Here is a 26,122-nt window from a genome sequence, read left to right as displayed (position 1 = left end):
AAGCCCTTCGAAGTGTAGCTTTATCCGATTATTGTGAGGAATCGTTCCTTAACGGCTGTTACATCATAGTCATTTTATTTACTTCCGATCACCCTGATTTTCAATTCTCTGGCGTTTGCGTTTTGGCTCCTCGCTATGCATCCTGCGACCGTGGGCATTAAGGCTGGCAGAAGAAGCAAACCGGCGATTACAGTCTGGTTTGTCACAGGCATAGGGCTTTTCCATAGTATGTTTACTGCGAGTGTGGGTATCACGCTCGGTTGCAGTAACGAACTGGCGATCACAGTCTTGCTCATTACAGGCATAAGGCTTTTCACTGGCATGCACCCTGAGAATGTGGGCATCACGGTCGCAAATAAAAGCGAATCGACGATCACAGCCTGGATCGATGCAGGCATGGGGCTTTTCCCTATTATGCATTCTGCGAAAGTGCATGTTGCAGTCGGAATTGGAAATGAACCGGCGACCACAGTTTGGATTGCTGCAGGCATAGGGTTTTTCCATAGTATGCATCCTGCGAATATGTCTATCACGCTCCGTTGCAGAAGCGAACCGGTGATTACAGTCTGGATAGGTGCAGAGATGAGGCTTTTCCCTGGCATGTATCCTACGAATGTGGGCATTGCGGTCGCAAATAACAGCGAACCGGCGATTACAGTAAGGATCGGTGCAGGGATAGAGTTTTACCTCAGTATGCTTCCTGAGAACGTGGGCGTTACGGTTGGAAATAGAAGCGAACTGACGATTACAGTCTGAATCGGTGCAGGCATGAGGCTTTTCCCTGCCATGCATCCTGCGAGCGTGGGCATTTCGGTTGGAAACAGAAGTGAACCGGCGATTGCAGTCTGGAGCGATGCAGGTATGGGGCTTTGCTGTTTCTGAGGCGGCTTCGGGGAAATTGGCTTTTGTAGGGGTATCAAAGTAGAATTCGGGGTGCTCACAAAATGATTCACCACAAGTTCGGCAAGGCTCGATATCTTCATGATGGTTTTCTTCTGTCTCCGCGTTTTCTGATGTGTCTTCGCTCGTGCCTTCATCCTCATTTTCCTGATTCTTGGTATTCTCAGGACTTGATTGGCCTTCATTGCCTGTCGCTCCTTCACTGTTTCCATCACCGGGCGAGGCTCTGCTTATTTGGCTTTGATCATCGGAACAGAGCGGCAGGCAGTAGCGGGTATCAGGCTTTAAGGGTGTCTCCTCGTGAGCTGGCTCTTCATATCGAATATTTGCATCATTGGAGTCATCAGGCTCATTCCCACTCTCTTCAAAGACATACCACTCGATAGTTTCATCCTCTCCGTCCTGTTTACCCTCACGTACCGGCCCATCTGTGCATTCCCAGTAGCTGCGAAATAACTTCGGCCATCTGCCCTGTTTGTAAGCTTCAGTCCCCGAGTCAAACTCAGGGAATACACTCTGCCCGGCAAGGGACACTGAAGTTGATGATGGGAGTGATGCGTTGAATTTCAGTTGTGAAATACTCTGGGGAGATAGTCCGAGCTTGATGCTTTTGGTGGGCTGGAGCCGGACACGGGCTGGATCCTTGTTCCCGAAACACAGCTGTTCTCCCTGGATTTTCGTAGTTATGCAATGTGTGTCAGAGAATGGAAGGACATTCGCTTCTTTGAGGTATATTGCTTGCGTGGATGTGACCTCAACAAAAAGTTGTTGGGTGGTCAAAAGTGTTCTGCCGTGCGCCATAAAAAAGGCAAGATATTCGTCCATGCTGTAGCAATTTGAGCTGACTTTGCTGAAGGCCGCGATCCAAATCAGCAAGAATTTTTTTACAGCTTGCAATGTTCGAGTTTTCCTTTGAATGTAAGTTGAAAACTCAGGTTAGACAATCTTGGTGATAGTGAGGCGTTTTAAGCAGAAATCATTGCAAAATCGTGAACAGGTAGCAGCCTGACGGGAATCCCGCACCCACTGAGAGTAAAGGCTCAGCCATCTACTCCCATTTAAAAATAGTCCAGGATGGAATCAGCATTTCGGGTTTGGTGGGATCTATAAAGTTACCCATATGATCCGCTGCGACCAGATAGTAAGGTTCGCCAAACTCGGGGGTGACATGGATCCCGTAAAGAAAGCCATTAATTCGGTATTCCTTTATGATTCCTTGGCTGCCGGGACGAATGACTACGGTAGTGTCATCCCTTTGCTCAAGATCTTCCGGACGCAGGTTTTTAGGAATTTTTTCAAAATCTTCCTTGCTGATCGTTGTCGATTCAGGTTGAACGACTTTGGGAGGCTTTTCCAGAGCAGCTTCTGTCGGGTTGGATGACGGTGGAGAGTTGGCACAGCCGAGAAGAAATAAAGACATGATTGCAGCAAAAGCCATTGAACCTGTTACTGATTTCATAGCGTGCCCCAAGTAATAACCATGTGTCCGTTTGCAAAAAGAGATTAAAATAGCAGTCTACTCCAATATTTGGGAGGCTGTAGCCGATGGTGTTCAGTTATATAAATGTCTGAATGCTACTTTTGCGACAGTCTCTTTAACCAGAGATCAATTCAGCAATGTCAGACCAAGCCAATCCGCCCCTTGTGCTCGTAGATGGATCTTCTTACCTCTATCGGGCTTTCCATGCTTCAGAACGAGCGAACCTGAGAACATCAGACGGTCGTCCAACAGGTGCTATCCGTGTGATGACGAACATGCTGAAGAGTCTGCTTAAGGAGTATCCGGGCAGTCCTGTAGCGGTCGTCTTTGATGCCAAGGGGAAAAACTTCCGGCATGATCTGTACGAGGAGTACAAGGCAACCCGCAAGCCTATGCCGGACGATCTGCGCTCACAGGTCCAACCGATTCACGAAATGGTTCGAGCCCTGGGTATGCCGTTGTTGATGATTGAGGGTGTGGAAGCAGACGATGTCATTGGCACTCTGGCAAGAGAAGCCACTGAGAAAAAAATTGCTACCGTCATCTCAACCGGTGACAAGGATATTGCGCAATTGGTTTCTGAGCATGTCACTTTGATCGACACCATGAACGATACCCGTACTGATCTGGATGGCGTTGTGGACAAGTTTGGTATTCCAGCGCACCTGATTATTGATTATCTCGCCCTGATGGGTGACTCCAGTGACAATATTCCCGGCATGCCCGGGGTTGGTCAGAAAACCGCTTTGGCTCTGTTACAGGGGATTGGCAGTATTGACGAGATTGCCAAACGTCTGGATGAAGTCCCTGCCCTGGGCTTCAGGGGCAGCAAAAATTTTGCTCCCAAGTTTGAAGAGCACCAGGATCTTGTGTGGCTTTCCCGGGATCTGGCCACTATCAAAACCGATGTCCAGCTGCCTGTTGCAATTGAGGACCTGAAAGCGGAACCGGTAGATAAAAATGCTTTGCTGACTCTCTATAAAGAGTATGAATTCCGTTCCATGATCGCTGAACTGGAAAAAGACATGGACGGAGGCGCAGAAACTGGGTCGGCCAAGCCAGCTGTACACGCTGAATATGAGACGGTTCTCGATCAAGAGACTTTTGGCCGCTGGCAGAAAATATTGAATGACTCGGAGCTGTTTTCTTTTGATACCGAAACCACCAGTCTGAATTATATGGAAGCAGAACTGGTTGGACTCTCTTTCGCTGTAGAAGCGGGTAAGGCCGCCTACGTTCCGGTGGCCCACGACTATGTTGGCGCACCCGGTCAGCTGGATAGAAACTGGGTGCTGGAGCAGCTAAAACCGCTACTGGAGAATCCTGAAAAGAAAAAAGTAGGCCAGAACCTGAAATACGATAAAAGTGTGCTGGCTAACTATGATATCAGTCTGGAAGGTATCCATTGGGATACCATGCTTGAGTCCTATGTGCTGAACTCAACCGCTACCCGCCATGATATGGATAGCCTGGCTCAGAAGTACCTCGACCATCAATGCATCTCTTTTGAAGAGATTGCAGGCAAAGGTAAAAAGCAGCTCACTTTCAACCAGATTGATCTTGAAATAGCGGCGCCCTACGCGGCGGAAGATGCCGACATTACCCTGAGACTGCATGAAACGATTGCCCCTCAACTGGAGCATGAGCCGTCTCTGTACTCTGTATTTCGTGATATAGAAATGCCCCTGGTAGCTGTTATGTCGCGGATGGAAAGGCAGGGAGCCCGAGTTAATGGCCACCTGCTGGCGCAGCAGAGTATGGAGATTGGCGAGCGTCTACATGAGCTTGAAAAGCAGGCTCATGATGCAGCGGGAGAGCCTTTCAACCTGGCGTCTCCCAAACAATTGCAGGCGATTCTGTTTGAGAAGCTGGGTCTGCCGGTCATCAAGAAAACACCGAAGGGGCAAGCTTCCACCGCTGAAGAAGTGCTTCAGGAGCTGGCACTGGATTATCCCCTGCCAAAACTTCTGATTGAACATCGTGGCCTTAGCAAGTTGAAGTCGACTTACACCGATAAGCTGCCCCAGATGATCAATCCGGCCACTGGGCGAATTCATACTTCTTATCATCAGGCGGTGACAGCAACCGGTCGTTTGTCCTCCTCTGATCCTAACCTTCAGAACATTCCTATTCGTACCGAGGAAGGACGCAAGGTTCGCCAGGCCTTTGTCGCTCCTGAAGGCTATCAATTGATTGCTGCTGACTACTCACAGATAGAGCTGAGAATCATGGCTCATCTTTCTGATGACGCCGGTTTGTTGGAAGCCTTTGCGCAGGGTCTGGATATTCACAAAGCCACAGCTGCGGAAGTCTTCGGCGTTGCGCTGGATGAGGTCACTTCAGAGCAGCGCAGAAGTGCCAAGGCGATTAATTTTGGTCTAATCTACGGAATGTCTTCTTTCGGACTGGCCAAACAGTTGGGTATTTCCAGAAAGTCAGCACAAGAGTACATCAACCTTTATTTCGATCGTTACCCTGGTGTGCTTCATTACATGGACCGAACCAGAGAGTCTGCCAAAGAAAAAGGGTATGTTGAGACCTTGTTTGGACGCAGGCTCTACCTTCCCGAAATCAATGCTCGCAATGGTATGCGTCGTCAGGCAGCGGAGCGGACTGCGATCAACGCCCCCATGCAGGGAACGGCGGCAGATATCATAAAAAGAGCGATGGCTCATGTGGATCAGTGGCTTTCAGGGAGTGAACTGGATGCCAGAATGGTTATGCAAGTCCACGATGAGCTGGTGCTGGAAGTAGCAGAGGATCAGCTGGAGATCGTAAAAGCCGGTGTTGTGGAAAAAATGTCCCAGGCTGCAGACCTGAAGGTTCCCCTGGTGGTAGAAGCGGGCTCCGGATACAACTGGGATGAAGCTCACTGATGCATCAATGAGGGTAATGTTTCCACGAAAGATTTGAAGATGTGAAAAAAATATTATTTTTTTCACATCTTCGGGAACTTTTTTGAATTTTGATTGTCTCAGTATATGTAGGGAGGCGAAAAGCCTTTCTGCAAACTCCTTGTGTGTTTAGTGTTGGCAATAAAAGCAACGCTGTGTTTCCCGACACAGTCTGCGAGGAACCGGTTACCTCCCCCCTTGGTAGCCGGTTTTTTTTGCCTGATGACCTGTCAGAAAAAAAATCAAAAATATTTTCATCTATCGGGAACTTTTTAAAAATTCAGTTGTCAAAAGTTGTATAGCGAGGCAAAACCTTGTTACCAAGTCCTTGTGTGTATGTTGTGTGTATGTTGTGTGTATGTTGTGTGTATGTTGTGTGTATGTTGTGTGTATGTTGTGTGTGTTTAGTGTTGGTATTTAAAGCAGTGCTGTGTTCCCCGACTGAGCCTGCAATGAACCAGTTACCGCCCCCCCTTTGGTAACTGGTTTTTTTTTGCCTCGAAGAGCGTCAGGCATTGGACGAGTCTCGTTTGGAAGCTGGAGTTACAACTGTAAGGTTTCTGTTCGGGTCGATAGTCCGATGTGAGAGAAATTCCCCTCCCTTTTCTCTCGCTGCAATCTGTGTGTTTGATCTCTCCTTGTCAAGGAGCTTGGCGCTCCAGCCATCTTCCCCCGTTGGCTGGAGCTTTTTTTATTCCAGCGCTTCGTCATCCAACAGCAACCAGGTATCCAGACGTTGTGCCAGTTGATCAACACCGGTTTTCTTAAGGGCAGAAAAAAGTTGTATCGAAATTTGCGGATATTCCGAGAGTTCTCTTTTCAGGTTGTTCAGGGCCTGTTTTGCGACACCGGACTTCAATTTGTCACTTTTGGTTAAAAGAATATGCAGTGGCATTCTGGATTCAATGCTCCACTGGAGCATCATTCGGTCAAATTCCTTCAGAGAGTGGCGGATATCAACCAACAGTACGAGACCCACCAGAGATTCCCGGTTGGTTAAATAATCATCAAGATGTTTTTGCCATTCGATTTTCACAGCTTCCGGTACTTTGGCGTAGCCGTAACCGGGAAGATCAACCAGATGGATGCTCTCTTCGATATTGAAGTAGTTGATCAGTTGGGTGCGCCCGGGAGTTTTACTGGTACGGGCAATTTTTGAGCCCGTCAGGGTATTCAGCGCACTGGATTTACCTGCATTGGAGCGACCAGCAAAGGCAACTTCCCTGCCATTGTCGGGCGGGCACAGTTTCAGCTTGGGAGCGCTGGTCAGAAATTTGGCCTTGCGATAATTTAAACCGGTTCTGGTTTCACTCATGTGTCAGACCTGTCAGGAAGCTCCCTGGTCCGGGAGTTTCGCTATAGAAATGAAAAGTTGGCGCAATTTTGCTTGACTTGTGGGGCAAATGGAATAGCCGCGAAGTATTTGCCGACAATTGGCAACCGCTGGTCGCAGGCTAAATGCCCCCAAAAAAAACAGTTTGTCTGAACACTGGCGAATTTACTGGGCTCAACGACCTATCGGAAAATAGCATTAAGGTATATAATGGCCATCGTTTTGAGGCATATGCAGCCATTTTAATCCAGCTTTTTCAGAATAGAGGCCGAGCACAGGTCGAAAAAAGTAGCTGAATAAAGAGGATGTTTGTAAAGACAGAGGGGTCTCCGCCTTTACAATCAGACGCTGAGCAGCTGACTGGAAGGGTTGGGATAATAACAGTCACTCATGGCAAGTGCCGTAGCTGGGTCAGGTTAATGAAAAAAGTTATTTTCGGTCTGGTAGTGTCCTTGGGGGTATCAGGTGTGGCATTTGCGAAGGGGGATGCAAATGCTGGAAAAGCCAAAGTGGCAACCTGTACCGCCTGCCATGGAGCAACAGGTGTAAGCCTGGCGCCCAATTTCCCCAATCTGGCAGGACAGGGCGAACGCTATCTGGTTAAACAGATTTCAGACATTAAAGCCGGTAACCGCAATGTTCCGGAAATGGCGCCTTTTGTAGGGCAGCTTACAGAACAGGATATCGAAGATATTGCTGCTTTCTATGCGGGCCAGCCTGCGCCAAAGGGGATAGCCGATCCTCAACAGGTGGGGCTGGGTGAACAGCTGTACCGCTTTGGTGATCAGAAGAAAGGCATTCCTGCTTGTGCAGCCTGTCATTCTCCAACGGGTCAGGGTAATTCCCTGGCAGGCTTCCCGAAAATCAGTGGTCAACACGCTCAATACACCGCCAAGCAGTTGCGTGATTTCCGAGAAGGTGAGCGTGTTAATGACGGTGATACCAAAGTGATGAGAAGCATCGCTGAAAAACTGAGCAACAAAGAAGTAGACGCTCTGTCGAGTTACATCAGTGGTCTGCGGCAATAGCGGCGGCCGGTTGAGCAGAACTGATGTCTGGCGATTCAGCCGTAAGCACAAAAAACGGTTTGCAATGATAAGTTGTAAACCGTTTTTTTATGATTGGAAGAAAGGTAGAAAAATTTTTCTTTGTATGGGCTTTTTAACGTAAAAATTTTTTTATCAATAGTCCGACATTCAACAAGAATTTGCCTTGAAAATACCTTATCTTTCCTGATCGATACGATAGGATAACAGAGAGGGTTACCTCTGCTTGGACTCACTGCCCAGACTTCTGTTAACTTGTCACTCTGATAGATCATTATAAAAGCCTTGGAGTGTTTTTAGATGCCAAAACAACTGAAATTTTTATGGTTGGCTCTGGTTTTGCCATTAATGGCGCAGGCTGCTGTGCAAGACAAATATAAGGAAGGTCAGGACTATCGGGTACTGCCTGATCCGGTTCAGACTTCAGTGAAGAAAGGCCAGATCGAAGTGGCTGAAGTCTTCTGGTATGGCTGCCCACACTGCTACACTCTGGAACCCATTGTTGAGCGTTGGAAGCCTTCTCTGGAAAAAGACACCCGCGTTCTTCGTACGCCCGGTTTCTTTGGTCCAAACATCTGGAAAACCCATGCCCAGCTTTACTACACCTTGGAAACCATGATACCTGAAGAGAAAAAACTGAACGAGATACACAAAAGTATTTTTGTTGAAATCCAGAATAGAAATAACCGTCTTGGCGACGTAAAAACTATGAGTAATTTTCTTCAGGAGCGCTACGGCATTAATTCCAAGCAGTTTGCAAGCTTCTATAATTCCTTCGGAGTTCTTAACCTGATGAATCAGGGGGGGGCAAAAATCAGAGGTTATCATCTCAATGGTGTTCCAGCTTTGGTAGTCGATGGCCGATATGTAATTGAGCCCAGAGTTGGGTTGGAAAACATGCCCGTTATTGCTGACTTCCTGATCAAGAAAGTGCGTGATGAGCGTGCAGCCCAGCTAAAGCCTAAGGTTAAGGAAGAGTCAAAGGCAAAAAGCTGAACATTTTGACCTCTTCGACAAAATGGATGCCGGGCTGACCAGCATCCAGAATTCAGGTTTAACTGATGCCGATTAGAGCTTTGAAGGGGGCCTTGTCTTCTCGCTTGAAGAGGGACAGAGCTCCGAGATCTGTTCACTGCAGTGAGCTGGTCTATAACCCCCGATCACAAAAGCCCGGACACATTCGTCTACTGAGTTTTAATATCCAGGTAGGCATCAACACCCAGCAATTTCGTCACTATCTGACTCGCAGCTGGCAACATCTGTTGCCTCATTCCAGACGCGCAAGAACACTGGATCAGATTGCTGCCGCCCTCCCTGATTTTGATCTGGTAGCTCTTCAGGAAGCCGATGGTGGCAGCCTCAGAAGTGGCTTTATCAATCAAACCGAATACCTTGCCCTGAAATGCCAGTTTCCCTATTGGTATCACCAGTTGAATCGGAATCTCGGAAAACTGGCGCAGCACAGTAACGGATTGCTGAGCCGATACAAACCCATCATTCTTGAGGATCATAAACTGCCCGGATTGATTCCCGGACGGGGAGCTATCGTTGCCCAGTTTGGTGACCAGGGGGATCCTTTAGTTGTGGCGATGATGCATCTGGCTCTCAGCCAGAGGGCCAGAAATAATCAGCTTTCTTATATCAGGGATCTGGTCAGAACTTACAATCATGTGATCCTGATGGGCGATATGAATACCCACGCTGAACAACTGCTAAACAACTCACCCCTGAAAGATACTGACTTGCAGGCTGTTCACTCAGAACTGAACACTTTTCCCAGCTGGCGTCCCAGTCGTTCACTGGATCATATTCTGGTCAGTCCTTCCCTGACAGTGCATCAGGTCGGTGTACTGAATCTGCCAATTTCAGATCATCTGCCCATCGCAGTCGAAGTGGAAGTACCGAAGAGTGTCATTTTGGAAACAACATCATGACCGCCAGGAAAATAGGAGTTTTGGGTTCTGCTTTTAATCCGCCGACGTTGGGGCATCTGGATGTATTGGAACAGGCCCGACAGCAGTTTGACCTGATATTGCTGGTGCCCAATGCTGCCCATGCTTTTTCCAAGTCGATGTTACCGTTTCATCATCGGGTGGCCATGTGCCAGCAGCTGGTGAATGCGGTACAACTGCCTCAATGTCAGATAGAAGTCTCAGACATTGAGCAGAAAATGCTGGCAGATAATCCCGAAAAACCGGTATATACCTTTGATTTGTTGGAACTCCTGGAGCAGAAATACCCCAGGGATCAGCTGGGTTTTATCAGAGGGCCCGATAATGCCGATCCCCGGATCTGGAAACGCTTCTATCGGTCTGAAGAGATTGAACAACGCTGGCAGGTCTTTACTGCACTGGAACGACAGAATATTCGAAGCACTCAGGTAAGAGAGCTGTTAGTTTCAGGAAGTTCTGACGATAACAACAAGGAAGCCGTGGCTGCTTTGCTCTTGCCTTCGGTTCATGATTACATTCTTCAGCATCATTTATATCAATAAGGTGTGCCATGAAATTATCTGGTCTGGGAGTCGAAGACGCTCATGTTGAAAGTGAAGAGCGAGTCTGGTCTGGATTTCTGAAGCTATGCCGATATAAAGTCAGGCATGCCCTTTTTCAGGGGGGGTGGAGTAAGACACTGGTTCGGGAAGCGGTTTTGCGAGTGCCATCTGTGGGTGTACTTCTCTATGACCCTGTTCTGGAAAAAGTCGTACTGGTCGAACAGTTTCGCATAGGCCCTCTGATGAGCGATGATGACCCCTGGTTGCTGGAAATTGTTGCAGGCATATCCGAGCCGGGAGAATCTCTGGAATCGGTTGCCATTCGTGAAGTGAAAGAAGAAGCCGATTGTGAAGTGAAGCATCTTTTACCGGTATCCAATTTTTACGTCAGCCCCGGCGCAACCAATGAACGTTTCATGCTCTATTGCGGCATTGTTGATGCCTCATCGGCAGGTGGGGTTTACGGGCTGGCGGAAGAAGGTGAAGATATCAGAGTGCATGTGTTGGCAGTAGAAGATGCCTGGCAGATGGTTGAAGATGGTCGTATTTCCAACGCTCCGGCTATCGTTGCCCTGCAATGGTTAAGGTTGAACCATGGAGAACTTAAAGATTATGTTCAATGAAGCCAGGCCCGGATTTTTAATACTGATTTTAACTGCAGTGCTGGCTCTGACAGGCTGTCAGTACACAGGTTTTAATAACTCGGGTGGTCTGGGCGGTACGGCCGCTTCCTCAGGTTTGTATCGTGAAGGTCTGCCAGGTACCGCTAACTGGGCTGTCCTGCCTTTTATCAATCACAGCGAAGACTCCAGTATCACTACTCAGGTAGAAAGAATACTGATGGTTAATTTGCCTTCACGGGGTATTGAAGAAGCCCGCTTGTATCCTGAGTCAGAAGTGACGACTGCCTCAAAATCGCTGGAAGCGGCTCATCGCTATCAGAATGGCAAACAGTGGGCTATGCAAAATGATATCAGCTTTGCAATTGCCGGTGAGATTTTCGAGTGGTACTACGATGACAGTGGCAGGCCCAATGTTTCTATGGGACTGACGGTTATTGATATCCGCAGTGGTGAAGTGATCTGGGATATAAACGGTGCCAGTGAAGGCTTGCAGGGTGACGATCTGTTTGATATCAGCCGGGGTTTGATATCCGATTTGCTAGAGTCTTTACCTATCAACCGGCGTATTTAGGAGCAGCAGGATGCTATACGCACTCAAAGATGAGAAAGGTGAAATTCAGGCGGTTGCTGACCAGCCGCTGACTGACGATTGGGAAATCGTCAATCTGGAAGATGAAGCCGTCCATAACTTCCTGCAACGAAACCCGACCATCGGTGGCAAGGTCATGCAGGCGGCGGATGCCGATTTTATCCGGGTACTTGAAGATTTGATCGACCTGCTCATTGATAAGCAGATCATTCAGTTTACCGAGCTGCCAGATCCGGTACAGAATAAACTACTGAACCGACGCCGGTATCGTGAAGAGTTACGTGATCAGGATGATACGACCCATCTGATTGATGGCGACGATGAGATCTTCTAGTTTTATCAGCGCCTATTAGAAATCTGGCCGCGCGTCGTCTTGCGGGCATTTTCTGTTGGCCAGCCTTCTGCCCATTCTTCCTGATACTCAATCGACTGATTGGGAATTATCAGACTTTTATCTTCCACCCTCACAGGGAAAAGCTTCCCGTTAAGGTGATCCAGTTCATGCTGCATTATCCTGGCAGTAAAACCTGAAAGGTTGCTTTCATGCCGCTCTCCGTGTTCGTTATATCCAACCACTGTGATGCTTTCAGGGCGCTCAATCCAGGCTCTCATGCCCGGAACTGAAAGGCAGCCTTCCCAGGTCCAGCAGGTATTTTTACTGAAATCGGTGATTTGTGGATTGATCCAGAATGCAAAAGGGATGTCCGGAGCCTGTGGATATCTGAACCGGTTAAGTTCTGAAATACCAACACTGAGAACACGGGCGGGCCAACCTATCTGGGGAGCGGCAAGTCCCACTCCAAGGGTACTTAATTGCTTCTGCTTGAGAATCTCAAGGTTGTGCTGAAAGTCATCTGAAGTTATTTCTCTGACGTCGACCTGGGGTTGTTCCTGAAACAGCAGAGGGTGGCCCATGAGTAATACATTTGGATCTTGGTTCAGTCTCATCACAATAGATTCCGTAATAAAAATACGCTGTCTGTTTTATAGCCTAATATTGATGCAGCAAAATAGCCCGAGGAGCTGTGTGTCTATGTCAGGAACCTATATACGCGCCAAACATTCATCATCCCCAAAGTCATCTGTAAGGGTTCTCTGACAACAATTTATGCAACATTTCTACATAGGCGTCGATGTCGGCTCCGGCAGTGCCCGGGCGGGATTGTTCAATGCAAAGGGAGAGAAAATTGCCCTGGCCGTCAGTCCAATCAGGCAGTTTCGCCCTGCCGCAGACTTTGTTGAACAATCGTCGTCTGATATCTGGGAACAGGTCTGCAAGGTTGTAAGCACCGTTTTGAAGGATTCAGCTATCAATCCGGAACAGGTAAAGGCATCGGGTTTGACGCAACCTGTTCCCTGGTCTCTGTTGATGCAAATAATAACCCTGTGACCGTTTCGCCCACAGAACGGGATGATCAGAATATCATCATGTGGATGGATCACCGGGCATTAACCGAGGCAGCCGAAATCAATGCCACCAACAGTGAGGTTCTGAAGTTTGTCGGTGGCGAAGTCAGCCCCGAAATGGGACTGCCTAAACTGAAATGGTTAAAACGTCACCTGCCGAAGCATTATGAACGCACTGCACGTTTTTTCGACCTGTCGGATTACCTGGTTTACCGCTCCAGTGGCAAGGACCTTCGGAGCACTTGTACCAAGGTGTGCAAATGGACTTATCTTGCCCACGACCAACGTTGGGATACCTCTCTGTTTCAGCAGCTGGATCTGGAAGACCTGATTGTCGATGAAAAAATCGGTCAGACAATCATTGATCCCGGTTCGCCTGCTGGACAGCTGACTGATGAAGCAGCAAAAGCGCAGTACATATGAGATTCTGAACCAAGAGGTGGCCCGCCTTGAGTCTGAAAATCCCCATTTTACCGCCCATTTCCATCTGCTGGGCTACCATCATGGCAACCGTTCACCTCGGGCTAACCCTTATTTAAAAGGCATGGTTTCAGGCTTGTCATTAAATGAGGACCTGACCGAACTGGCTAAAATTTACATGGCTGCTATTCAATCAGTGTCCTACGGCACACGTCATATCATTGCGACAATGAACAATGCCGGGCATCAAATAAATCGCATACATATGTGTGGCGGAGTCACAAAAAATCCCTTGTGGCTTCGTGAGCACGCTAATGCAACGGGTTGCGAAATCATCCTGAGTAAAGAGGACGAAGCGGTGATCCTTGGTTCTGCCATGCTGGCGGCAACGGCCTGCGGTGATTTTGCCGGGTTAAAGGATGCCATGTCCGCTATGTCATCCACAGGCAAGGTCATCAAACCCCAAACATCAACCCGGGCTTTTCATGATGCCAAGTACAAGGTTTTTCAAGAAATGTTCGAAGACCAGATGAAGTACAAAAACATTATGGGTGAATTTTAATCAGACAAACACGGCCTAAGGAGGTTTAAATTGTGACTGCTTTAACCCTGACCCTGCCTGAGAAAAGACAACCTGTTGCCCTGCAAAATAAAGAAGTCTTTGTTATTGCAAATGGCGATCTCAGGGATACTGCGAATCAGACATGCTGGGATGTTCAGCAGTCTTTTGAGAGAAAACTGGAGGCGGCCTTGAAAGAGAAGTTTGATTTCAGTGCCCGTCGTGCTCATCCCGTAAAAGAGGATCAGGGACACGGGTTTATCAGCAACCAGCGTGAAGGCTCTGATGTTCTCGCCTCCATTAGTCCTGAGGCCCCGGTAATTGTGCTGATGACCGCGTGGCAATACTCGCATCACATAGCACCCTCCCTGGTTCATCACAGGGGCCCTATCCTGCTGCTGGCTAACTTCGATGGCACATGGCCCGGTCTGGTGGGTGCATTGTGCATGGCTGGCACCCTGACCAGTCTCGGCAAAGACTACAGCCGTCTGTGGTCCGAAAACTTTGATGATGATTTCTTTTACATGGGTCTGCAAACCTGGCTGGAAAGCGGACAGATTGAACACGATACCTCCTACCTGAAAGAAATCACCAAAGAGCACCCTGTGACTGGCACTGAAGCCGGTAAAATAGGTCAGCAGGTGGGAGAATACATTCTCGAAAACAAGGAAATTATGGGACTTTACGACATGTTCTGCATGGGCATGATGAACGGCGTATTCCCACAGGAATGCCTCGTCAGGATTGGAATGCCCATTGAGGCATTATCCCAGTCCGCGCTTTTGCACGACATGAGTCTTGTTTCAGAAGAGCTGCGTGAGGAGTGTTTGCAATGGTATATCGATCGCGGTATGGCCTTCAAATTTGGTAGCGATGCTGCCACCGAGCTGACCCGCGAGCAGGTAAAAGAGCAGTGCGCCATGATGATTGCCATGGCTCGTGCGACCAAACGCTTTGGCCTGACAAGCGTTGGGGTTCAGTATCAACAGGGTTTGAAAGACAGTTGTGCTGCCTCGGACTTTGCAGAAGGTGCCATCGGCTCAACCGCCCGCTTTCCGATTAAAGACGACAATGGAGACGTGATTTCCGAAGGCAAGCCCATTCCCTGCATTAACGAGGTAGACATGGGGACCGCTATTCCACAAACCATGCTGTTTCGCCTGCTCGACAGTCTGGGTCTGCCATCGGAGACAACGCTGCACGATATTCGCTGGGGCAGTGAGTTTGAAGGTACATTTTATTGGGATTTCGAAATTTCCGGCTCTGTACCTTTCGAACACATCAAGGGGGGAATCGGCGGTGCTATCGGTCACCGACAGCCTGCCATGTACTTCCCCTTAGGCGGCTCTACGCTGAGCGGCCAGAGTAAAGCAGGCAGGTTTGTGTGGGCTCGAGCGCACTATGAGGGTACAGACGTTCACATGCATATCGGTACCGGTACGGCCTTCGAACTGCCTCAGCAAGAGTTTCAGCGTCGTCTTAATGCAACCTGCAAAGAGTGGCCTTTGATGAACTGTGTACTGGACGGAGTGGGTCGTGACGACCTGATGGCGGGTCACCAGAGCAACCATATTTCTATTGCCTATGTGCCGCAAGAAAATCTGAAACAAGTGATTCAGGCATTTGCCACACAAGCCCTGACTCAAAACATACGTGTTCATTTAGCTGGCGATATTGCCATTTGAAACTCTGGCAGAGGTGTGACATTAGGGCCAGCTAATGAATAAGATAATCCTTGAATAAAGGTTTTATCTGTGGATAACCTGTTAAAAGGTGTGGAAAAAACTGTCATTGATGTGTGCATAAATGCAAGGAGGCGTTATGAAACTGGAAAAGTGTCCCTGTTGTCTGGGCGAAGCAGAGTTGGCCAGCATGATGGTTGGGGACACTGAAATGTGGCAGGTGACCTGTTCAAGCTGCGGGTTATCCACAGAGCTGGATGATGACCAGACCTTTTCGGAAGAACGATGGAATCTGCGTCTGGAGCGTTCAAAGTTGAAAATGTGGGTAACCCTGCTGGCTTCCCTGCTGCCTTTTCTGGCAGTAGCCGCGTTTCTTGGTGGCAGTTTTATGGGGCTCAGGCTTCAGTAAATACCCCGATCACCTGTCAATTGCAGGTTCACGGGGCTCTTTTTAACGGGGCTCTTGTTAAATTGTAATTACTGCTTCAGGCAGCTGACGATGGTGTTGGTCAAACTGTCCATAAACTCGATATAACCATCAGGGCCGACAGCGACATCTGTGGCCAGAGGGTCGAGCACAGCAACATGGGCGTTGGTGTCTTCAATGATCCTGTCAATATAAGCAGGCTGGAACTGCGGTTCACGGAAAACGCAGCTATTACCGGCTTTTTTAAGCTTCTCTTGCAGATGAGTCAGATGTTTCGCACCCGGCTGCTGTTCCGGGTTTGCAGTGAAATGATCGACAATATTCAGCTCGTAATGCTTCTGAAGGTAACCATAAGCATCATGGAAAACGAACATGGGCTGATTATGGTAGTCAGTCAGTTTGCTGATGTTGCGCTTATCTGCTGCCTGTACCGCTTTTTTGAATGCGTTGTAATTATCCGTGTATTGCTTTTTATGCCCAGGGTCCAGCTCACTCAGCTTCTCTGACAGGGTTTTGGCTATCGCTATGGCGTTATCGGGGCTTAGCCAGATGTGGACGTCATACTCGCCGTGGTGATGATGGCTTTCCCCGGCATGGTCATCATGGTTCTCATGATCATCATGATCTTCTCCGGCATGATCATCGTGGTTTTCTCCACCATGATTATCATGGTTCTCTTCTTCGCCTTCATTAATTTTCAGAAGCTTTAACTCACTTTCCTGCATTAAAGGCACGGAGGTCGCTTTTATTGAACCTGACAGGGTTTTATCCAGAAAGACTTCCATATCGGGTCCGACCCAGAAAACAAAATCGGCTTCATAAAGCTTTCTGGCGTCTGAAGGCTTCAGGCTGTAACTGTGGGGAGAAGCACCAGCAGGAAGTAACACGTCAGCAGAAGTAACACCTTCGGTGATGGAAGCAGCAATCAGCTGCAAAGGCTTAATAGAAGTCAGTACTTTGGGTGGTTCTTTGCTCCAGGCCGACAAGGTCAGAGGGAGTAAAAGGCCAGACAGCCAGAGCATTATCTTTGGTTTTCTTGAGAAAATCATAGTTAGACAACTTTATCGGTATCAAAAATAAACGTTATATTATAACGATTCTGAGAGTGAATGCTCGAGTTTTTCTAACAAATTGGTTTGTTGTCTGACTGTCGCCGGCAATAGGATTGCGAACAGCTACTGAATACTCGGCGGTTAGCAAAATCGTCATAAACCCTCGCCCAATCGAGGGTGTCGCAAAAGGGTATGGTCAGCAGGATATATCAAGATCGTCGTTCCCGCGCAGGCGGGAACCCACCACGAACAGTGGATCTCCGCCTTCGCGGAGATGACGGTTTGAAGCTTGAAGCGTTTTAATTGACCTTTTGCGACACCCTCAATCGGGCGGGGATATAAGACGGGAAGGCAGAGACAACTGCCCAACCGCCCTTGAAGAACCAGACGAGCCCATACCTGAGTGACCCGTTAAGGCTGCGGCAAATCAAACAAAAGACCAATAATAACCGAGGGGCACCCGGTTACTGCTGATGGAGGCTTCTGTGTAAGTCCAGTCGCTATAGGCTGGCTGTAGCCTGTGAAGTCAGAAGCCTCGCCTGACAAGGCGGGGAGTGTCACAGAGTCGGATGATATAAGGATCGTATGAGGGAAAGCGGTGGGAAAGTAAAATCTGGAATGGTCAGCAAAATCTCAGCCCCTTGATAAGGGGCTGAAAAAATGAATGGTCAAACATCACCCCAGTAGCTGTCGCCGAAGAACGAGCTGAGTTTTTTGGTTTCTTTTCTGTCTTCCAGGGCCCTTCGAATCTGCAGTGCGCGCTTTGAACCTTTATTAGGTAAATCGTCTCGAACAATTTCTTCTTCCTGAAGATAATCTTTCTTAAGCTGTATATCTTTGTTAGCCATGGCGGCACCTCTTTGTTCTTTTTGATTTTTATTGTTTTTATGATGCTTTCTGACAGTTACGAAATTATGAAAAATGTTTGAGAAGAACAAGAGAAAAATACGACAAAGTGTGTGAGATATGTCTCACGGTAGTGATTTTTAGCAGAATTGTCTTAAACCTTCGTCCAAACGAGAGTTTACGACGATGTTGCTAAAACCTTGTACAATTCCTTAACGGCTCTGGTTGCGCATTGAGCAGCCGGACTGCATGGTTTTTATCTAGCTGGAAAGAATGCTGTCTATGGACGTAACCCCTATCATTGACTCCCTGAACGATGCCCAGCGACAGGCGGTCACAAGTCCTCCGGGTTCACTGCTGGTTCTGGCAGGAGCTGGCAGTGGTAAAACCCGGGTACTGGTGCATCGTATTGCCTGGCTGATTCAGGCTGAAGGCATGTCGCCCTACTCCATTATGGCAGTGACTTTTACCAACAAGGCAGCGGCAGAGATGCGAAGCCGTATCGAAGAACTGCTCGGGATTCCACCTCGTGGCATGTGGGTTGGAACTTTCCACGGGCTGGCACACCGGTTGTTGAGGGCTCACTTTAAGGATGCAGGCTTGCCTGAGAACTTTCAGATACTCGACAGCGATGATCAGCTGAGGGTGATCAAACGTCTGATGAAGGCCATGAACCTTGATGAACAGAAGTGGCCTCCCCGTCAGGCCCAATGGTACATCAACAGCAAGAAAGATGAAGGGCTCAGACCTGACTATATCGATCCGGGTTATGATCCTTTTGAAAGAACCATGCTGGATGTTTACCGGGCTTATCATGACTATTGCAACCAAACAGGTGTTGTTGATTTTGGTGAGCTGCTGCTACGTTCACATGAGCTCTGGCTGAAAAGACCGGATATTCTTCAGCACTATCAAGAGCGATTCCGTTACCTGCTGGTGGACGAATTTCAAGATACTAACGCCATTCAGTATGCCTGGTTGAGGATCTTGACCGGTGATCAGGACAAAATGATGATCGTCGGTGATGACGATCAGTCGATCTATGGCTGGCGTGGTGCCCGTATTGAAAACATACGACAATTCTCAAAAGACTTTCCGAAAGCCCAAACCATTCGTCTTGAGCAAAATTATCGCTCTACCAGTAACATCCTGCGTGCAGCCAATGCAGTGATTGCCAATAACCCGGACAGGCTGGGTAAAGAGCTCTGGACCAGCGGTTATGAAGGAGAGCCCATCCAGCTTTATGCCGGTTTTAACGAAATGGATGAAGCCCGATTTATCACCGATCGTATTCGTGAGGCTTCTGAACAGGGCATGGCTCGCAGTGGTATAGCGATACTTTATCGCTCTAATGCCCAGTCCCGTATTCTCGAAGAAGCCATGCTCAGGGCTTCCATTCCCTACCGAATTTATGGTGGTCAGCGGTTTTTTGAACGGGCGGAAATCAAGAATGCTCTGGCCTATCTGAGACTGGTCAGCTCACCTGATGACGACACTTCCCTCGAAAGGGTTATCAATATTCCTACTCGTGGTATTGGTGAAAAAACCGTTGAAAAACTCCGTGAAACAGCCCGTTCACAGGGCCTGAGTTTATGGGGTGCCGTCAAAACTGTTGTTGCCGCCAGTGCCATTGGTGGCAAAGCCGGTCGTTCTCTGGGTGAATTTGTTGACTTGATAGAAAGCCTGAGTGCTTCAGGTGATGAGCTGAATCTGGGGGAGTTGGCCGACCATGTAATATCCGTCTCTGGTTTGATTGATCATCATGAGAAAGAGAAAGGGGAAAAAGGTCGTGCCAGGGTAGAAAACCTGGAGGAACTGGTCACCGCCTGCAGCGAATTTGATATTGAAGACTTCGATCAGGATGAAGAGACAGAGCCCATGTCTCCGCTGGCAGCATTTCTGGCCCACGCGGCTCTGGAAGCCGGAGACAATCAAGCTGACCCATTTACAGACAGCGTTCAGATGATGACCCTTCATTCAGCTAAGGGTCTGGAGTTTCCGCTGGTTTTTCTTGCCGGTCTGGAAGAAGGTCTGTTCCCCCATAAGATGTCTCTGGAAGAAGGTAACCTGGAAGAAGAAAGACGACTCTGTTACGTCGGGATTACCCGGGCTATGGAAAAGCTCTATCTTACCTATGCAGAGAATCGCAGACTCTACGGGAGTGACACCATGAATCGCCCTTCCCGCTTTATTCGGGAAATTCCCGGCGAGCTGCTGCAGGAAGTGCGTCTGGGTGGATCAATTACTCGTCCGGTTTCTGTTCAAACATCTGACCATGGATTGGCTTTAGGCCAGCGTGTTCATCATGATGTCTTTGGTGAAGGGGTGGTCCTGAATTATGAGGGTGAAGGCGGCCAGGCCCGGGTTCAGGTCAACTTTGATTCGGAAGGTTCAAAATGGTTGATGATGGCTTACGCTAACCTGAGTCCGTTGTAGGTATAAGCATCTGGTCAGCGACCTGGATCTTCCCCCGTCTAAAGAGGGTGTCGCAAAACCCTGGTTCCCAAGTTTTCAGACCCTGTGGGTCCCTGCATGGAAACGAGAGCTTTGCGACAGCCTTAATTCAGGTGAGGAGTGCCGCAATTGATTTTGTAGCGTGATTCACAGTGCGTCGTAGTAATCCCCCCACTTTTGTCTGAAAAACACGTTACAGTACTGTAACTCCAATTCTAATGGCGATTCGTTGGTGACATTGACATAAGGGTTAAGTTCCAATGTGACTACTACTGACTCTCCCGCCAGCAGCTTATCGTACAGTGCTCGTTTTCGCCCTTCATTCTCTGAAGCTGGCATTCGTATAATGATATTTTTTTTGCAGTTTGGTGCAGGTATAGGAAAGTATTTTTTGGGCACCAATATTTCAAATTGACCACCCTGGTTAAAACCATAGTGCTCGTTAACCCTGTACTCGCCAGACTTCAGTTCATATTGCATATGATAATAGTCAGAGTATTTGCCCGGGTTTACTTTTATCCATTCTGCATAAGTTATTGCAGTGAATAGCAGCATGAATAGGGTTAAAATTTTGTTCATAAGTACCTGGCCAGTTGGTTAGTGATTCTAACCCGTTCACAACGTATAGATACTGTTGATTTTTCAGAAAATAGATCTACACAAGCGTGTATAGCAGGTGTGGATTTCCCCATTCTGCTATACCGCAAGGTCTTTACAAACAGAGGCAGTCAAGAGAACTGTCAACTGTGTAGTTTGATTCATCAGTAACTGAGGAGACTTTTACAAGTCTTAATGATCATTTAGTGTCAAGGATAATTACATCATAATTAGGAATAAACTCGCCCTCAATAAGATGATGGTTATGGTTTTTTCGCAAATTGCGAACATAATAGATAATACCAGCAGCTATAGTAGTTAAAACGAACCCCACGGGGATTCCAACGGCGATTCCTGTCTCTATTCCCTTACTGTAATCTCGTGATAATTTTTTCCAGTCGGGGTTGGGATAAAGACACTCCTGTTGAGGCGGTTCTTGATGTATAGCGATGGGCGAGTTGAGTCTATTGGCAAGATCTGCTTTTTGGGTTCTGGTATCTCCGGGATAGAAAGTATGTGTTTGCGAAAATGGGCTTTGAGTGGATGCTTCTATCACCTCAGGGTCGGAGAGATTTGCTTTGACAACCAGGTCTGTGGTTAGCGTGTGGAGAGTTTTTAGAGAACGTGTCACTTCTATATCACAAAGATAACGACCAGTATCAGTTACATTGACTCCGTGCATAGTCACAGTGAAGGTATAGTTCCTAAGATTGGAAAGATCCAGTGAAATATTTCTCAGATTGGAAAAACTCAGCGATGTGTTTCCCGGACTGGAAAAATTCATCGGTACTTGTCTTTCGGCATTTTGATAGGAAATACTTTCTACCTTGTCTTTCTGCCAATAAAGGTAGGTTTCGATACTGCCATTTTTTTGCTGGGGGCCAAAGCGAACCGAATCCAGTGATGGTATCTCATTATCAACAGTGGGATTGAATCTATATTGGAATCTGGCTTCATTGCCCTGAAGAACAGCAATGTTTGGATTCACTGGCCCATGATGAATGTGTCTTAGTTCAAGATCGCATCTGAATATAACTGGTGGGAAGGAGTCATAACGGATGCGTGCGCCATAAAATCCGGCCTCTTCTGGCTGTACATCCTTAAAAAAGATTTTCAGATTAGCGCCTGCCGCATCTCCTTTGTAAGAATAAGAAAACCGTCCTTCGTAACCTTTTTCTGTATCCAATGTATGATTTTCTAACTTCATCATAGAAAAATCGACCCACTTATATTGACGATTCCAGAGCCCAAACCAAATCTCCTCTTTTTCATCAAAATTCCCTGTCGGGCAAGGGCCATGATCAATCCTGACAAAAAGAACAACTGTGCCTTTAAAATATTCATGCAACTGTGGCTCAAACTGACAGCTACCTTCGCAAGTTTTAAGATTTTTGGCATCTGCAAAGCCGCTATTTTGATTATCAGGACGGTTAATAGCGGAGTGGAGAACAAACATGGTTGCCAGAGATTGTAGCCAGGAATTAGAGTTTAAATATGGAGAAGAACGGGCATAAGGTGAAACAAGTGGCAGCATGATGAGCATCAACACCAGACTGTAATTTGAATATCTTAATTTTTGAATAAACATAACATCGCCTTTCAGGTATCAAATGGATTGAAAACTGCTGATTGGTTTTTGACAGATAATGAAATCATGGCATTGAGCGTAGACGAGAATCCGGATCACAGCAGGCAGGCAAAACAGACCCATGTATCCTTTGATGCATGCCGCTGAGTATTACAACATTCCTGAGAACTTTGATTGTCAGCCTGACGGGGTAATCCCGATCAGGCAGTCCAGACAGGTTATTTCCGAAAAATTCATGGCTTCCAGAGCGGGTAGCAATGACGTGACCGATTTGTCTGAGCCCGTATAAAGGAAGCGATGTTCAACAGGCCCTTCATGATGGGAATAATGCACCTCCAGCAAAGAGGCCACTCTGCGGGCGATAGCTTCACCGGAATCAATCCAGGTAACGGGGGTGGGTACGACAGAATCCAGAAGTTCCTGAACCAATGGAAAATGGGTGCAACCCAAAACGATACAGTCTGGCCAGTTAGTGCTTTTGAACAGCGGTTCAATAATTTTTTTCAGATCATCAGGGTTTATTTTTTCACCGCGCAGATGTTGTTCAGCAAGGTGTACCAGTTCACTACTGCCTACCCGAATCACCTCACAGTCTCCTGCGAACTCATGGATCAGCTGACTGGTATATTCTCTTTCAACGGTTCCCGGCGTGGCCAGAAGGCCAATGCAGCGTTTTTTTGAAGACTGGCTGGCAGGTTTGATGGCTGGCACAACGCCAACAACAGGAATTTCGAGCAGCTGGCGGGCCCTGGGCAAAGCAATAGTGCTGGCTGTATTGCAGGCGATGATGGCCAGGGAGGGTTGAAAGTTATTAACCAGCCGTGACAGACAATGAAGAGTTCGGTCAACCACATCATTTTCAGACTTTGGGCCATAGGGAAAACCTTCACTGTCAGAGCAGTAAATCACGGACAGAGACGGCAGTTTCTCCCTGACTTTCTGGTAGATGCTGAGACCTCCGACTCCGGAGTCAAAAATGACGATAGGCTTCTGTTGCATAAGATGACAGAGGTACCGGTTCAATGAAAATAAACAGCATAGACTAGAGCCTTTGTTTCTCTTTGAAAATAGTTGCTTAAACTTAGTTTCTGCATCCCCATCATTTGTTTTCGATACTGAGGGTTCTCCTTGGCATCAATGGCCGAATTGACCAGCCCAAAACCACGGGCAGAGCCTCCGGCAAAGGCATCTGTGTTTTGGTAATTCATTTTGATTCCCTTCTGCTATTTGCCTACAGTGGAAGGGCAATGGAGGTGATTTATGGAAAACCTATACAAAACCGATTACACCCAATGGCTCAGCAAGCAACGGGAGTTACTGGCTCAGCGACAGTTTGACCAGCTCGACATAGACAATCTTCTGGAGGCGATGGAGTACGAGATGGGCAACAGTATCAAGGCTTTTGAGTCTCATTTAACTATCTTGTTGCTGCATCTACTCAAATACGATTATCAGAAACGAGTGTTAAAAGACCCTTGGGTGGAAAGTATGGTAGCCCATTTATGGGTCACTAGTATTGGGCAATCAAGAGTTCAGATCAATCGCCATTTAAAAGGTGACCGCTGTCTGGAATCCAAGGCTGATGAGCTGATAACCGACGTTTATCAAGATAGCAAAAAGCTTGCAGTTAAGGAGATGAATCAACACGCCCGTAGTGAAAGCCAGAAACTTGATAGAAGCAGCTTCCCAGACCAATGCCCGTGGACCTTTGAACAGATCATGACAGAAGACTGGCTGCCGGAGGTTTACAATGGCTGATTTATACAGAATTGACTACCACAAGTGGCTGGGGCAGCAACGAGAGTTATTGGCTCGGCGGCAGTTTGAACAGCTCGACATAGAGAATTTGCTGGAGGCCATGGAGTATGAGATGGGTAATCCTGCTGAGACTTTGGAGTCCTATTTGTCGGTATTGGTTTTACATCTTCTCAAATACGATTATCAGATACGAATTCTGAAAGACCCGTGGGTAGAGGACAGAGTGGCTCATCTTTGGAAGGTTAGCGTCATTAATGCCCGCTCCAAGGTTAAAAAGCAGATTTCAAAACATCCTCACCTTCAGTCTATAACTGGTGAGTCATTAGCTGAGGCGTACTTAGACGCTAAGAAAGATGCCGTTAAAGAGATGAACGTTCACGCCAGAAGCGAAGCACAACGCCTGAACAATAACAGTTTTCCCAAGGAATGCCCATGGACGTTTGACCAGATTATGACAGAAGACTGGCTACCGGAGACAGACAATGGCTGATTTATACAGAACTGACTACCACAAGTGGCTAGGACAGCAACGGGATTTGCTAGCCCAGCGACAATTTGACCAGCTTGACATCGACAATTTGTTGGAGGCTATGGAGCTACGAATGGGGGATTATGCCGATAATCTGGAATCTCATCTTGTTACTCTGGTATTGCACTTACTCAAGTATCAGTACCAAACCTTTGTTATTAACCCAAACCTGTATGAACCCAAGACTTTTAGAAGCTGGTTGATCAGTATTTCCAATGCACGTAACGACATTAGTGATTTAATTAAAAAACACCCACACCTACAACCCCGGCAGGACGAGTCTTTATCAAACAGTTACCCTAAAGCTAAAAAAAGAGCTATCGAGCAGATGAACCTATTCATAACCAACAAACGTTATCTTGTGAACAACAACAGCTTTCCAGACCAATGCCCATGGACGTTTAACCAGATTATGACAGAAGACTGGCTCCCCGACGACTAAAACAGCGCAGCAGCCCCAATCCCCGCCAACGTCCAAATGGTGCCAAAGAACCCACCCTGGTTCCGGGCACTCTGCTGAACCGTCGGCTGATTGCGCTGGCTTTCCAATGCGGCTGCCGAGTTAATCCCCTGCAAACCCTGACCCTGTGCGCTTCTGCCAAGATTCAACAAGTCTGTCCTCAGACTGTGCTGACGTTGTGCTGCCCTTCCCGCACGGTATTGGCGGCGACCATCCGGGAACCGCTCCGGCTCAGAGACCTCATGCGCTCCCGGGCCTGTTTCTGTGCCCCTGTCAGCCCGGCACCATACCCTGCCAGTTGACGATCCACCTGACCATTTCATTTTGATTCCCTTCTGTTAATTGCCTACATTGGAAGGGCAATGGAGGTATTTTATGGAAAACCTATACAAAACCGATTACACCCAATGGCTCAGCAAGCAACGGGAGTTACTGGCTCAGCGACAGTTTGACCAGCTCGACATTGACAATCTTCTGGAGGCGATGGAACGACGTATGGGCGATGAGGTTAAGGAATTACGCTCTCACTTGGTGATATTGCTGGTTCACTTGCTGAAATACGACTACCAGAAGCGGATTTTGAAAGACCCTTGGGTGGAAGACAAGGTTATTCAGTCATGGATGCCCAGTATCAGCAACCCTAGAAAACAGATTGAGCTGCACGTCGAAGAATATCCCCACCTGAGCAACCGTTTTGACGAATCACTCGAAAAAGCCTATCCGAAGGCTAAACGATACGCCATTGAAGAACTAAACCGCTATATCAGGATCAATAGCAAACGGCTGAACAAAAAAAGCTTTCCCGACCAATGCCCATGGAGCTATGAGCAGGTTACACAAATGGGATGGCTGCCCGACGACTAAAACAGCTCAGCAGCTCCAATCCCCGCCACCGTCCAAATGGTGCCAAAGAACCCACCCTGGTTCCGGGCACTCTGCTGAACCGCCACTGCCTCCAAAACACATAATCAGCTCTCCTTGCCA

29 protein-coding genes and 1 pseudogene are annotated in these 26,122 nt (G+C 47.7%); 19 read left to right on the top strand and 11 right to left on the bottom strand.

The genetic code is table 11. From position 1 onward, the window contains the following. Window positions 1-78 precede the first annotated feature (78 nt). Complete coding sequence (locus ACO6V5_RS19450; RefSeq protein WP_422410099.1) at window positions 79-1,776, bottom strand: C2H2-type zinc finger protein; 1,698 nt, start codon at window positions 1,774-1,776, stop codon at window positions 79-81. A 172-nt stretch (window positions 1,777-1,948) separates the two neighbouring features. Beyond that, on the bottom strand, window positions 1,949-2,359 hold the full coding sequence (locus tag ACO6V5_RS19445) for a DUF2782 domain-containing protein (protein WP_422136136.1): 411 nt from the start codon (window positions 2,357-2,359) through the stop codon (window positions 1,949-1,951). A gap of 158 nt (window positions 2,360-2,517) precedes the next feature. On the opposite strand from ACO6V5_RS19445, the gene polA reads away from it, so the two are divergent. Continuing rightward, window positions 2,518-5,256, top strand: coding sequence for a DNA polymerase I (gene polA / locus ACO6V5_RS19440; RefSeq protein ID WP_422410102.1), 2,739 nt, complete (start codon window positions 2,518-2,520; stop codon window positions 5,254-5,256). Window positions 5,257-5,965: 709 nt separating this feature from the next. Here the strand turns inward: polA and yihA are convergent. Further along, entirely contained in the window at window positions 5,966-6,589 is a 624-nt protein-coding gene (gene yihA / locus ACO6V5_RS19435) for a ribosome biogenesis GTP-binding protein YihA/YsxC (RefSeq protein WP_422136138.1), read from the bottom strand. 437 nt (window positions 6,590-7,026) lie between these two features. Here yihA and ACO6V5_RS19430 point away from each other — a divergent pair, with 437 nt between their 5' ends. From ACO6V5_RS19430 to ACO6V5_RS19400, 7 genes are all read left to right on the top strand, one after another. After that, window positions 7,027-7,635, top strand: coding sequence for a c-type cytochrome (locus ACO6V5_RS19430; RefSeq protein ID WP_422410104.1), 609 nt, complete (start codon window positions 7,027-7,029; stop codon window positions 7,633-7,635). 318 nt (window positions 7,636-7,953) lie between these two features. After that, a complete protein-coding gene (locus ACO6V5_RS19425) occupies window positions 7,954-8,649 on the top strand; it encodes a thiol:disulfide interchange protein DsbA/DsbL (RefSeq protein ID WP_422136140.1) in 696 nt (231 codons plus the stop codon). Between the two features lie 65 nt (window positions 8,650-8,714). Next, window positions 8,715-9,587: an endonuclease/exonuclease/phosphatase family protein gene (locus ACO6V5_RS19420; protein WP_422410106.1), complete on the top strand. Its 873-nt coding sequence runs from the start codon at window positions 8,715-8,717 to the stop codon at window positions 9,585-9,587. Then, window positions 9,584-10,147 carry an adenylyltransferase/cytidyltransferase family protein gene (locus ACO6V5_RS19415; protein ID WP_422136142.1) on the top strand — a complete coding sequence of 188 codons (564 nt, stop codon included), beginning with the start codon at window positions 9,584-9,586 and terminating at the stop codon, window positions 10,145-10,147. Before ACO6V5_RS19420 ends, ACO6V5_RS19415 begins: the two co-directional genes overlap by 4 nt. An 8-nt stretch (window positions 10,148-10,155) precedes the next feature. Beyond that, the gene (locus ACO6V5_RS19410) at window positions 10,156-10,770 is read left to right on the top strand and encodes an NUDIX domain-containing protein (RefSeq protein ID WP_422410108.1); all 615 of its coding nucleotides are present in this window, start codon (window positions 10,156-10,158) and stop codon (window positions 10,768-10,770) included. Continuing rightward, on the top strand, window positions 10,760-11,341 hold the full coding sequence (locus tag ACO6V5_RS19405; protein ID WP_422136144.1) for a hypothetical protein: 582 nt from the start codon (window positions 10,760-10,762) through the stop codon (window positions 11,339-11,341). Before ACO6V5_RS19410 ends, ACO6V5_RS19405 begins: the two co-directional genes overlap by 11 nt. Before the next feature lie 10 nt (window positions 11,342-11,351). Further along, window positions 11,352-11,693, top strand: coding sequence for a hypothetical protein (locus ACO6V5_RS19400; protein WP_422136145.1), 342 nt, complete (start codon window positions 11,352-11,354; stop codon window positions 11,691-11,693). A gap of 5 nt (window positions 11,694-11,698) precedes the next feature. Here ACO6V5_RS19400 and def read toward each other — a convergent pair whose 3' ends face one another. Further along, entirely contained in the window at window positions 11,699-12,307 is a 609-nt protein-coding gene (gene def / locus ACO6V5_RS19395) for a peptide deformylase (RefSeq protein WP_422139429.1), read from the bottom strand. A 160-nt stretch (window positions 12,308-12,467) separates the two neighbouring features. Here def and ACO6V5_RS19390 point away from each other — a divergent pair, with 160 nt between their 5' ends. From ACO6V5_RS19390 to ACO6V5_RS19370, 5 genes are all read left to right on the top strand, one after another. Next, window positions 12,468-12,749, top strand: coding sequence for an FGGY family carbohydrate kinase (locus ACO6V5_RS19390; protein WP_422136147.1), 282 nt, complete (start codon window positions 12,468-12,470; stop codon window positions 12,747-12,749). After that, entirely contained in the window at window positions 12,746-13,189 is a 444-nt protein-coding gene (locus ACO6V5_RS19385; protein WP_422139430.1) for an FGGY family carbohydrate kinase, read from the top strand. Before ACO6V5_RS19390 ends, ACO6V5_RS19385 begins: the two co-directional genes overlap by 4 nt. Next, entirely contained in the window at window positions 13,161-13,748 is a 588-nt protein-coding gene (locus ACO6V5_RS19380) for an FGGY-family carbohydrate kinase (RefSeq protein ID WP_422139431.1), read from the top strand. The genes ACO6V5_RS19385 and ACO6V5_RS19380 overlap by 29 nt, the downstream gene beginning before the upstream one ends. 32 nt (window positions 13,749-13,780) lie before the next feature. Beyond that, window positions 13,781-15,430: a hypothetical protein gene (locus ACO6V5_RS19375; RefSeq protein WP_422410112.1), complete on the top strand. Its 1,650-nt coding sequence runs from the start codon at window positions 13,781-13,783 to the stop codon at window positions 15,428-15,430. 136 nt (window positions 15,431-15,566) lie between these two features. Then, entirely contained in the window at window positions 15,567-15,836 is a 270-nt protein-coding gene (locus ACO6V5_RS19370; protein WP_422136151.1) for a hypothetical protein, read from the top strand. Window positions 15,837-15,904: 68 nt separating this feature from the next. On the opposite strand, the gene znuA is transcribed toward ACO6V5_RS19370, so the two are convergent. Both znuA and ACO6V5_RS19360 read right to left on the bottom strand, forming a co-directional pair. Next, window positions 15,905-16,876: a zinc ABC transporter substrate-binding protein ZnuA gene (znuA, locus tag ACO6V5_RS19365; protein ID WP_422136152.1), complete on the bottom strand. Its 972-nt coding sequence runs from the start codon at window positions 16,874-16,876 to the stop codon at window positions 15,905-15,907. Between the two features lie 698 nt (window positions 16,877-17,574). Then, a complete protein-coding gene (locus ACO6V5_RS19360; RefSeq protein WP_317144168.1) occupies window positions 17,575-17,754 on the bottom strand; it encodes a hypothetical protein in 180 nt (59 codons plus the stop codon). Between the two features lie 280 nt (window positions 17,755-18,034). Between ACO6V5_RS19360 and uvrD the strand changes: the two genes are divergently transcribed. Beyond that, complete coding sequence (uvrD, locus tag ACO6V5_RS19355; protein ID WP_422139434.1) at window positions 18,035-20,188, top strand: DNA helicase II; 2,154 nt, start codon at window positions 18,035-18,037, stop codon at window positions 20,186-20,188. A 165-nt stretch (window positions 20,189-20,353) separates the two neighbouring features. Here uvrD and ACO6V5_RS19350 read toward each other — a convergent pair whose 3' ends face one another. Beyond that, window positions 20,354-20,785 (bottom strand): hypothetical protein, encoded by a 432-nt coding sequence (locus ACO6V5_RS19350; RefSeq protein WP_422410115.1) that lies wholly within the window; start codon window positions 20,783-20,785, stop codon window positions 20,354-20,356. 33 nt (window positions 20,786-20,818) lie between these two features. Between ACO6V5_RS19350 and ACO6V5_RS19345 the strand changes: the two are divergent. Next, a pseudogene (locus tag ACO6V5_RS19345) lies at window positions 20,819-20,929 on the top strand (IS701 family transposase); the annotation flags it as partial. A gap of 73 nt (window positions 20,930-21,002) precedes the next feature. Here ACO6V5_RS19345 and ACO6V5_RS19340 read toward each other — a convergent pair. From ACO6V5_RS19340 to ACO6V5_RS19330, 3 genes are all read right to left on the bottom strand, one after another. Next, complete coding sequence (locus ACO6V5_RS19340) at window positions 21,003-22,391, bottom strand: hypothetical protein (RefSeq protein ID WP_422410117.1); 1,389 nt, start codon at window positions 22,389-22,391, stop codon at window positions 21,003-21,005. A 177-nt stretch (window positions 22,392-22,568) separates the two neighbouring features. Further along, window positions 22,569-23,390: a glutamate racemase gene (gene murI / locus ACO6V5_RS19335; protein WP_422139436.1), complete on the bottom strand. Its 822-nt coding sequence runs from the start codon at window positions 23,388-23,390 to the stop codon at window positions 22,569-22,571. Between the two features lie 20 nt (window positions 23,391-23,410). Beyond that, window positions 23,411-23,599, bottom strand: a complete 189-nt coding sequence (locus tag ACO6V5_RS19330) for a hypothetical protein (protein ID WP_422410119.1) — start codon at window positions 23,597-23,599, stop codon at window positions 23,411-23,413. 52 nt (window positions 23,600-23,651) lie between these two features. Here ACO6V5_RS19330 and ACO6V5_RS19325 point away from each other — a divergent pair, with 52 nt between their 5' ends. Genes ACO6V5_RS19325 through ACO6V5_RS19315 form a run of 3 tightly spaced genes read left to right on the top strand, consistent with a single transcriptional unit; the run spans window position 23,652 to window position 25,120 of the window. Next, entirely contained in the window at window positions 23,652-24,149 is a 498-nt protein-coding gene (locus tag ACO6V5_RS19325) for a DUF29 domain-containing protein (protein ID WP_422410121.1), read from the top strand. After that, the gene (locus ACO6V5_RS19320; protein ID WP_422410123.1) at window positions 24,142-24,639 is read left to right on the top strand and encodes a DUF29 domain-containing protein; all 498 of its coding nucleotides are present in this window, start codon (window positions 24,142-24,144) and stop codon (window positions 24,637-24,639) included. The genes ACO6V5_RS19325 and ACO6V5_RS19320 overlap by 8 nt, the downstream gene beginning before the upstream one ends. Next, a complete protein-coding gene (locus ACO6V5_RS19315; protein WP_422410125.1) occupies window positions 24,632-25,120 on the top strand; it encodes a DUF29 domain-containing protein in 489 nt (162 codons plus the stop codon). The genes ACO6V5_RS19320 and ACO6V5_RS19315 overlap by 8 nt, the downstream gene beginning before the upstream one ends. On the opposite strand, the gene ACO6V5_RS19310 is transcribed toward ACO6V5_RS19315, so the two are convergent. Further along, a complete protein-coding gene (locus ACO6V5_RS19310) occupies window positions 25,117-25,461 on the bottom strand; it encodes a hypothetical protein (protein WP_422410127.1) in 345 nt (114 codons plus the stop codon). The two genes, ACO6V5_RS19315 and ACO6V5_RS19310, sit on opposite strands and share 4 nt — an antisense overlap. Before the next feature lie 52 nt (window positions 25,462-25,513). On the opposite strand from ACO6V5_RS19310, the gene ACO6V5_RS19305 reads away from it, so the two are divergent. Then, entirely contained in the window at window positions 25,514-26,002 is a 489-nt protein-coding gene (locus ACO6V5_RS19305; protein WP_422136162.1) for a DUF29 domain-containing protein, read from the top strand. The last annotated feature ends 120 nt before the right edge of the window (window positions 26,003-26,122 follow it).

The organism is Endozoicomonas sp. ALD068 (assembly GCF_049310145.1).
Classification (GTDB): domain Bacteria; phylum Pseudomonadota; class Gammaproteobacteria; order Pseudomonadales; family Endozoicomonadaceae; genus Endozoicomonas_A.
This window is presented reverse-complemented; position numbering and strand designations above follow the sequence as displayed.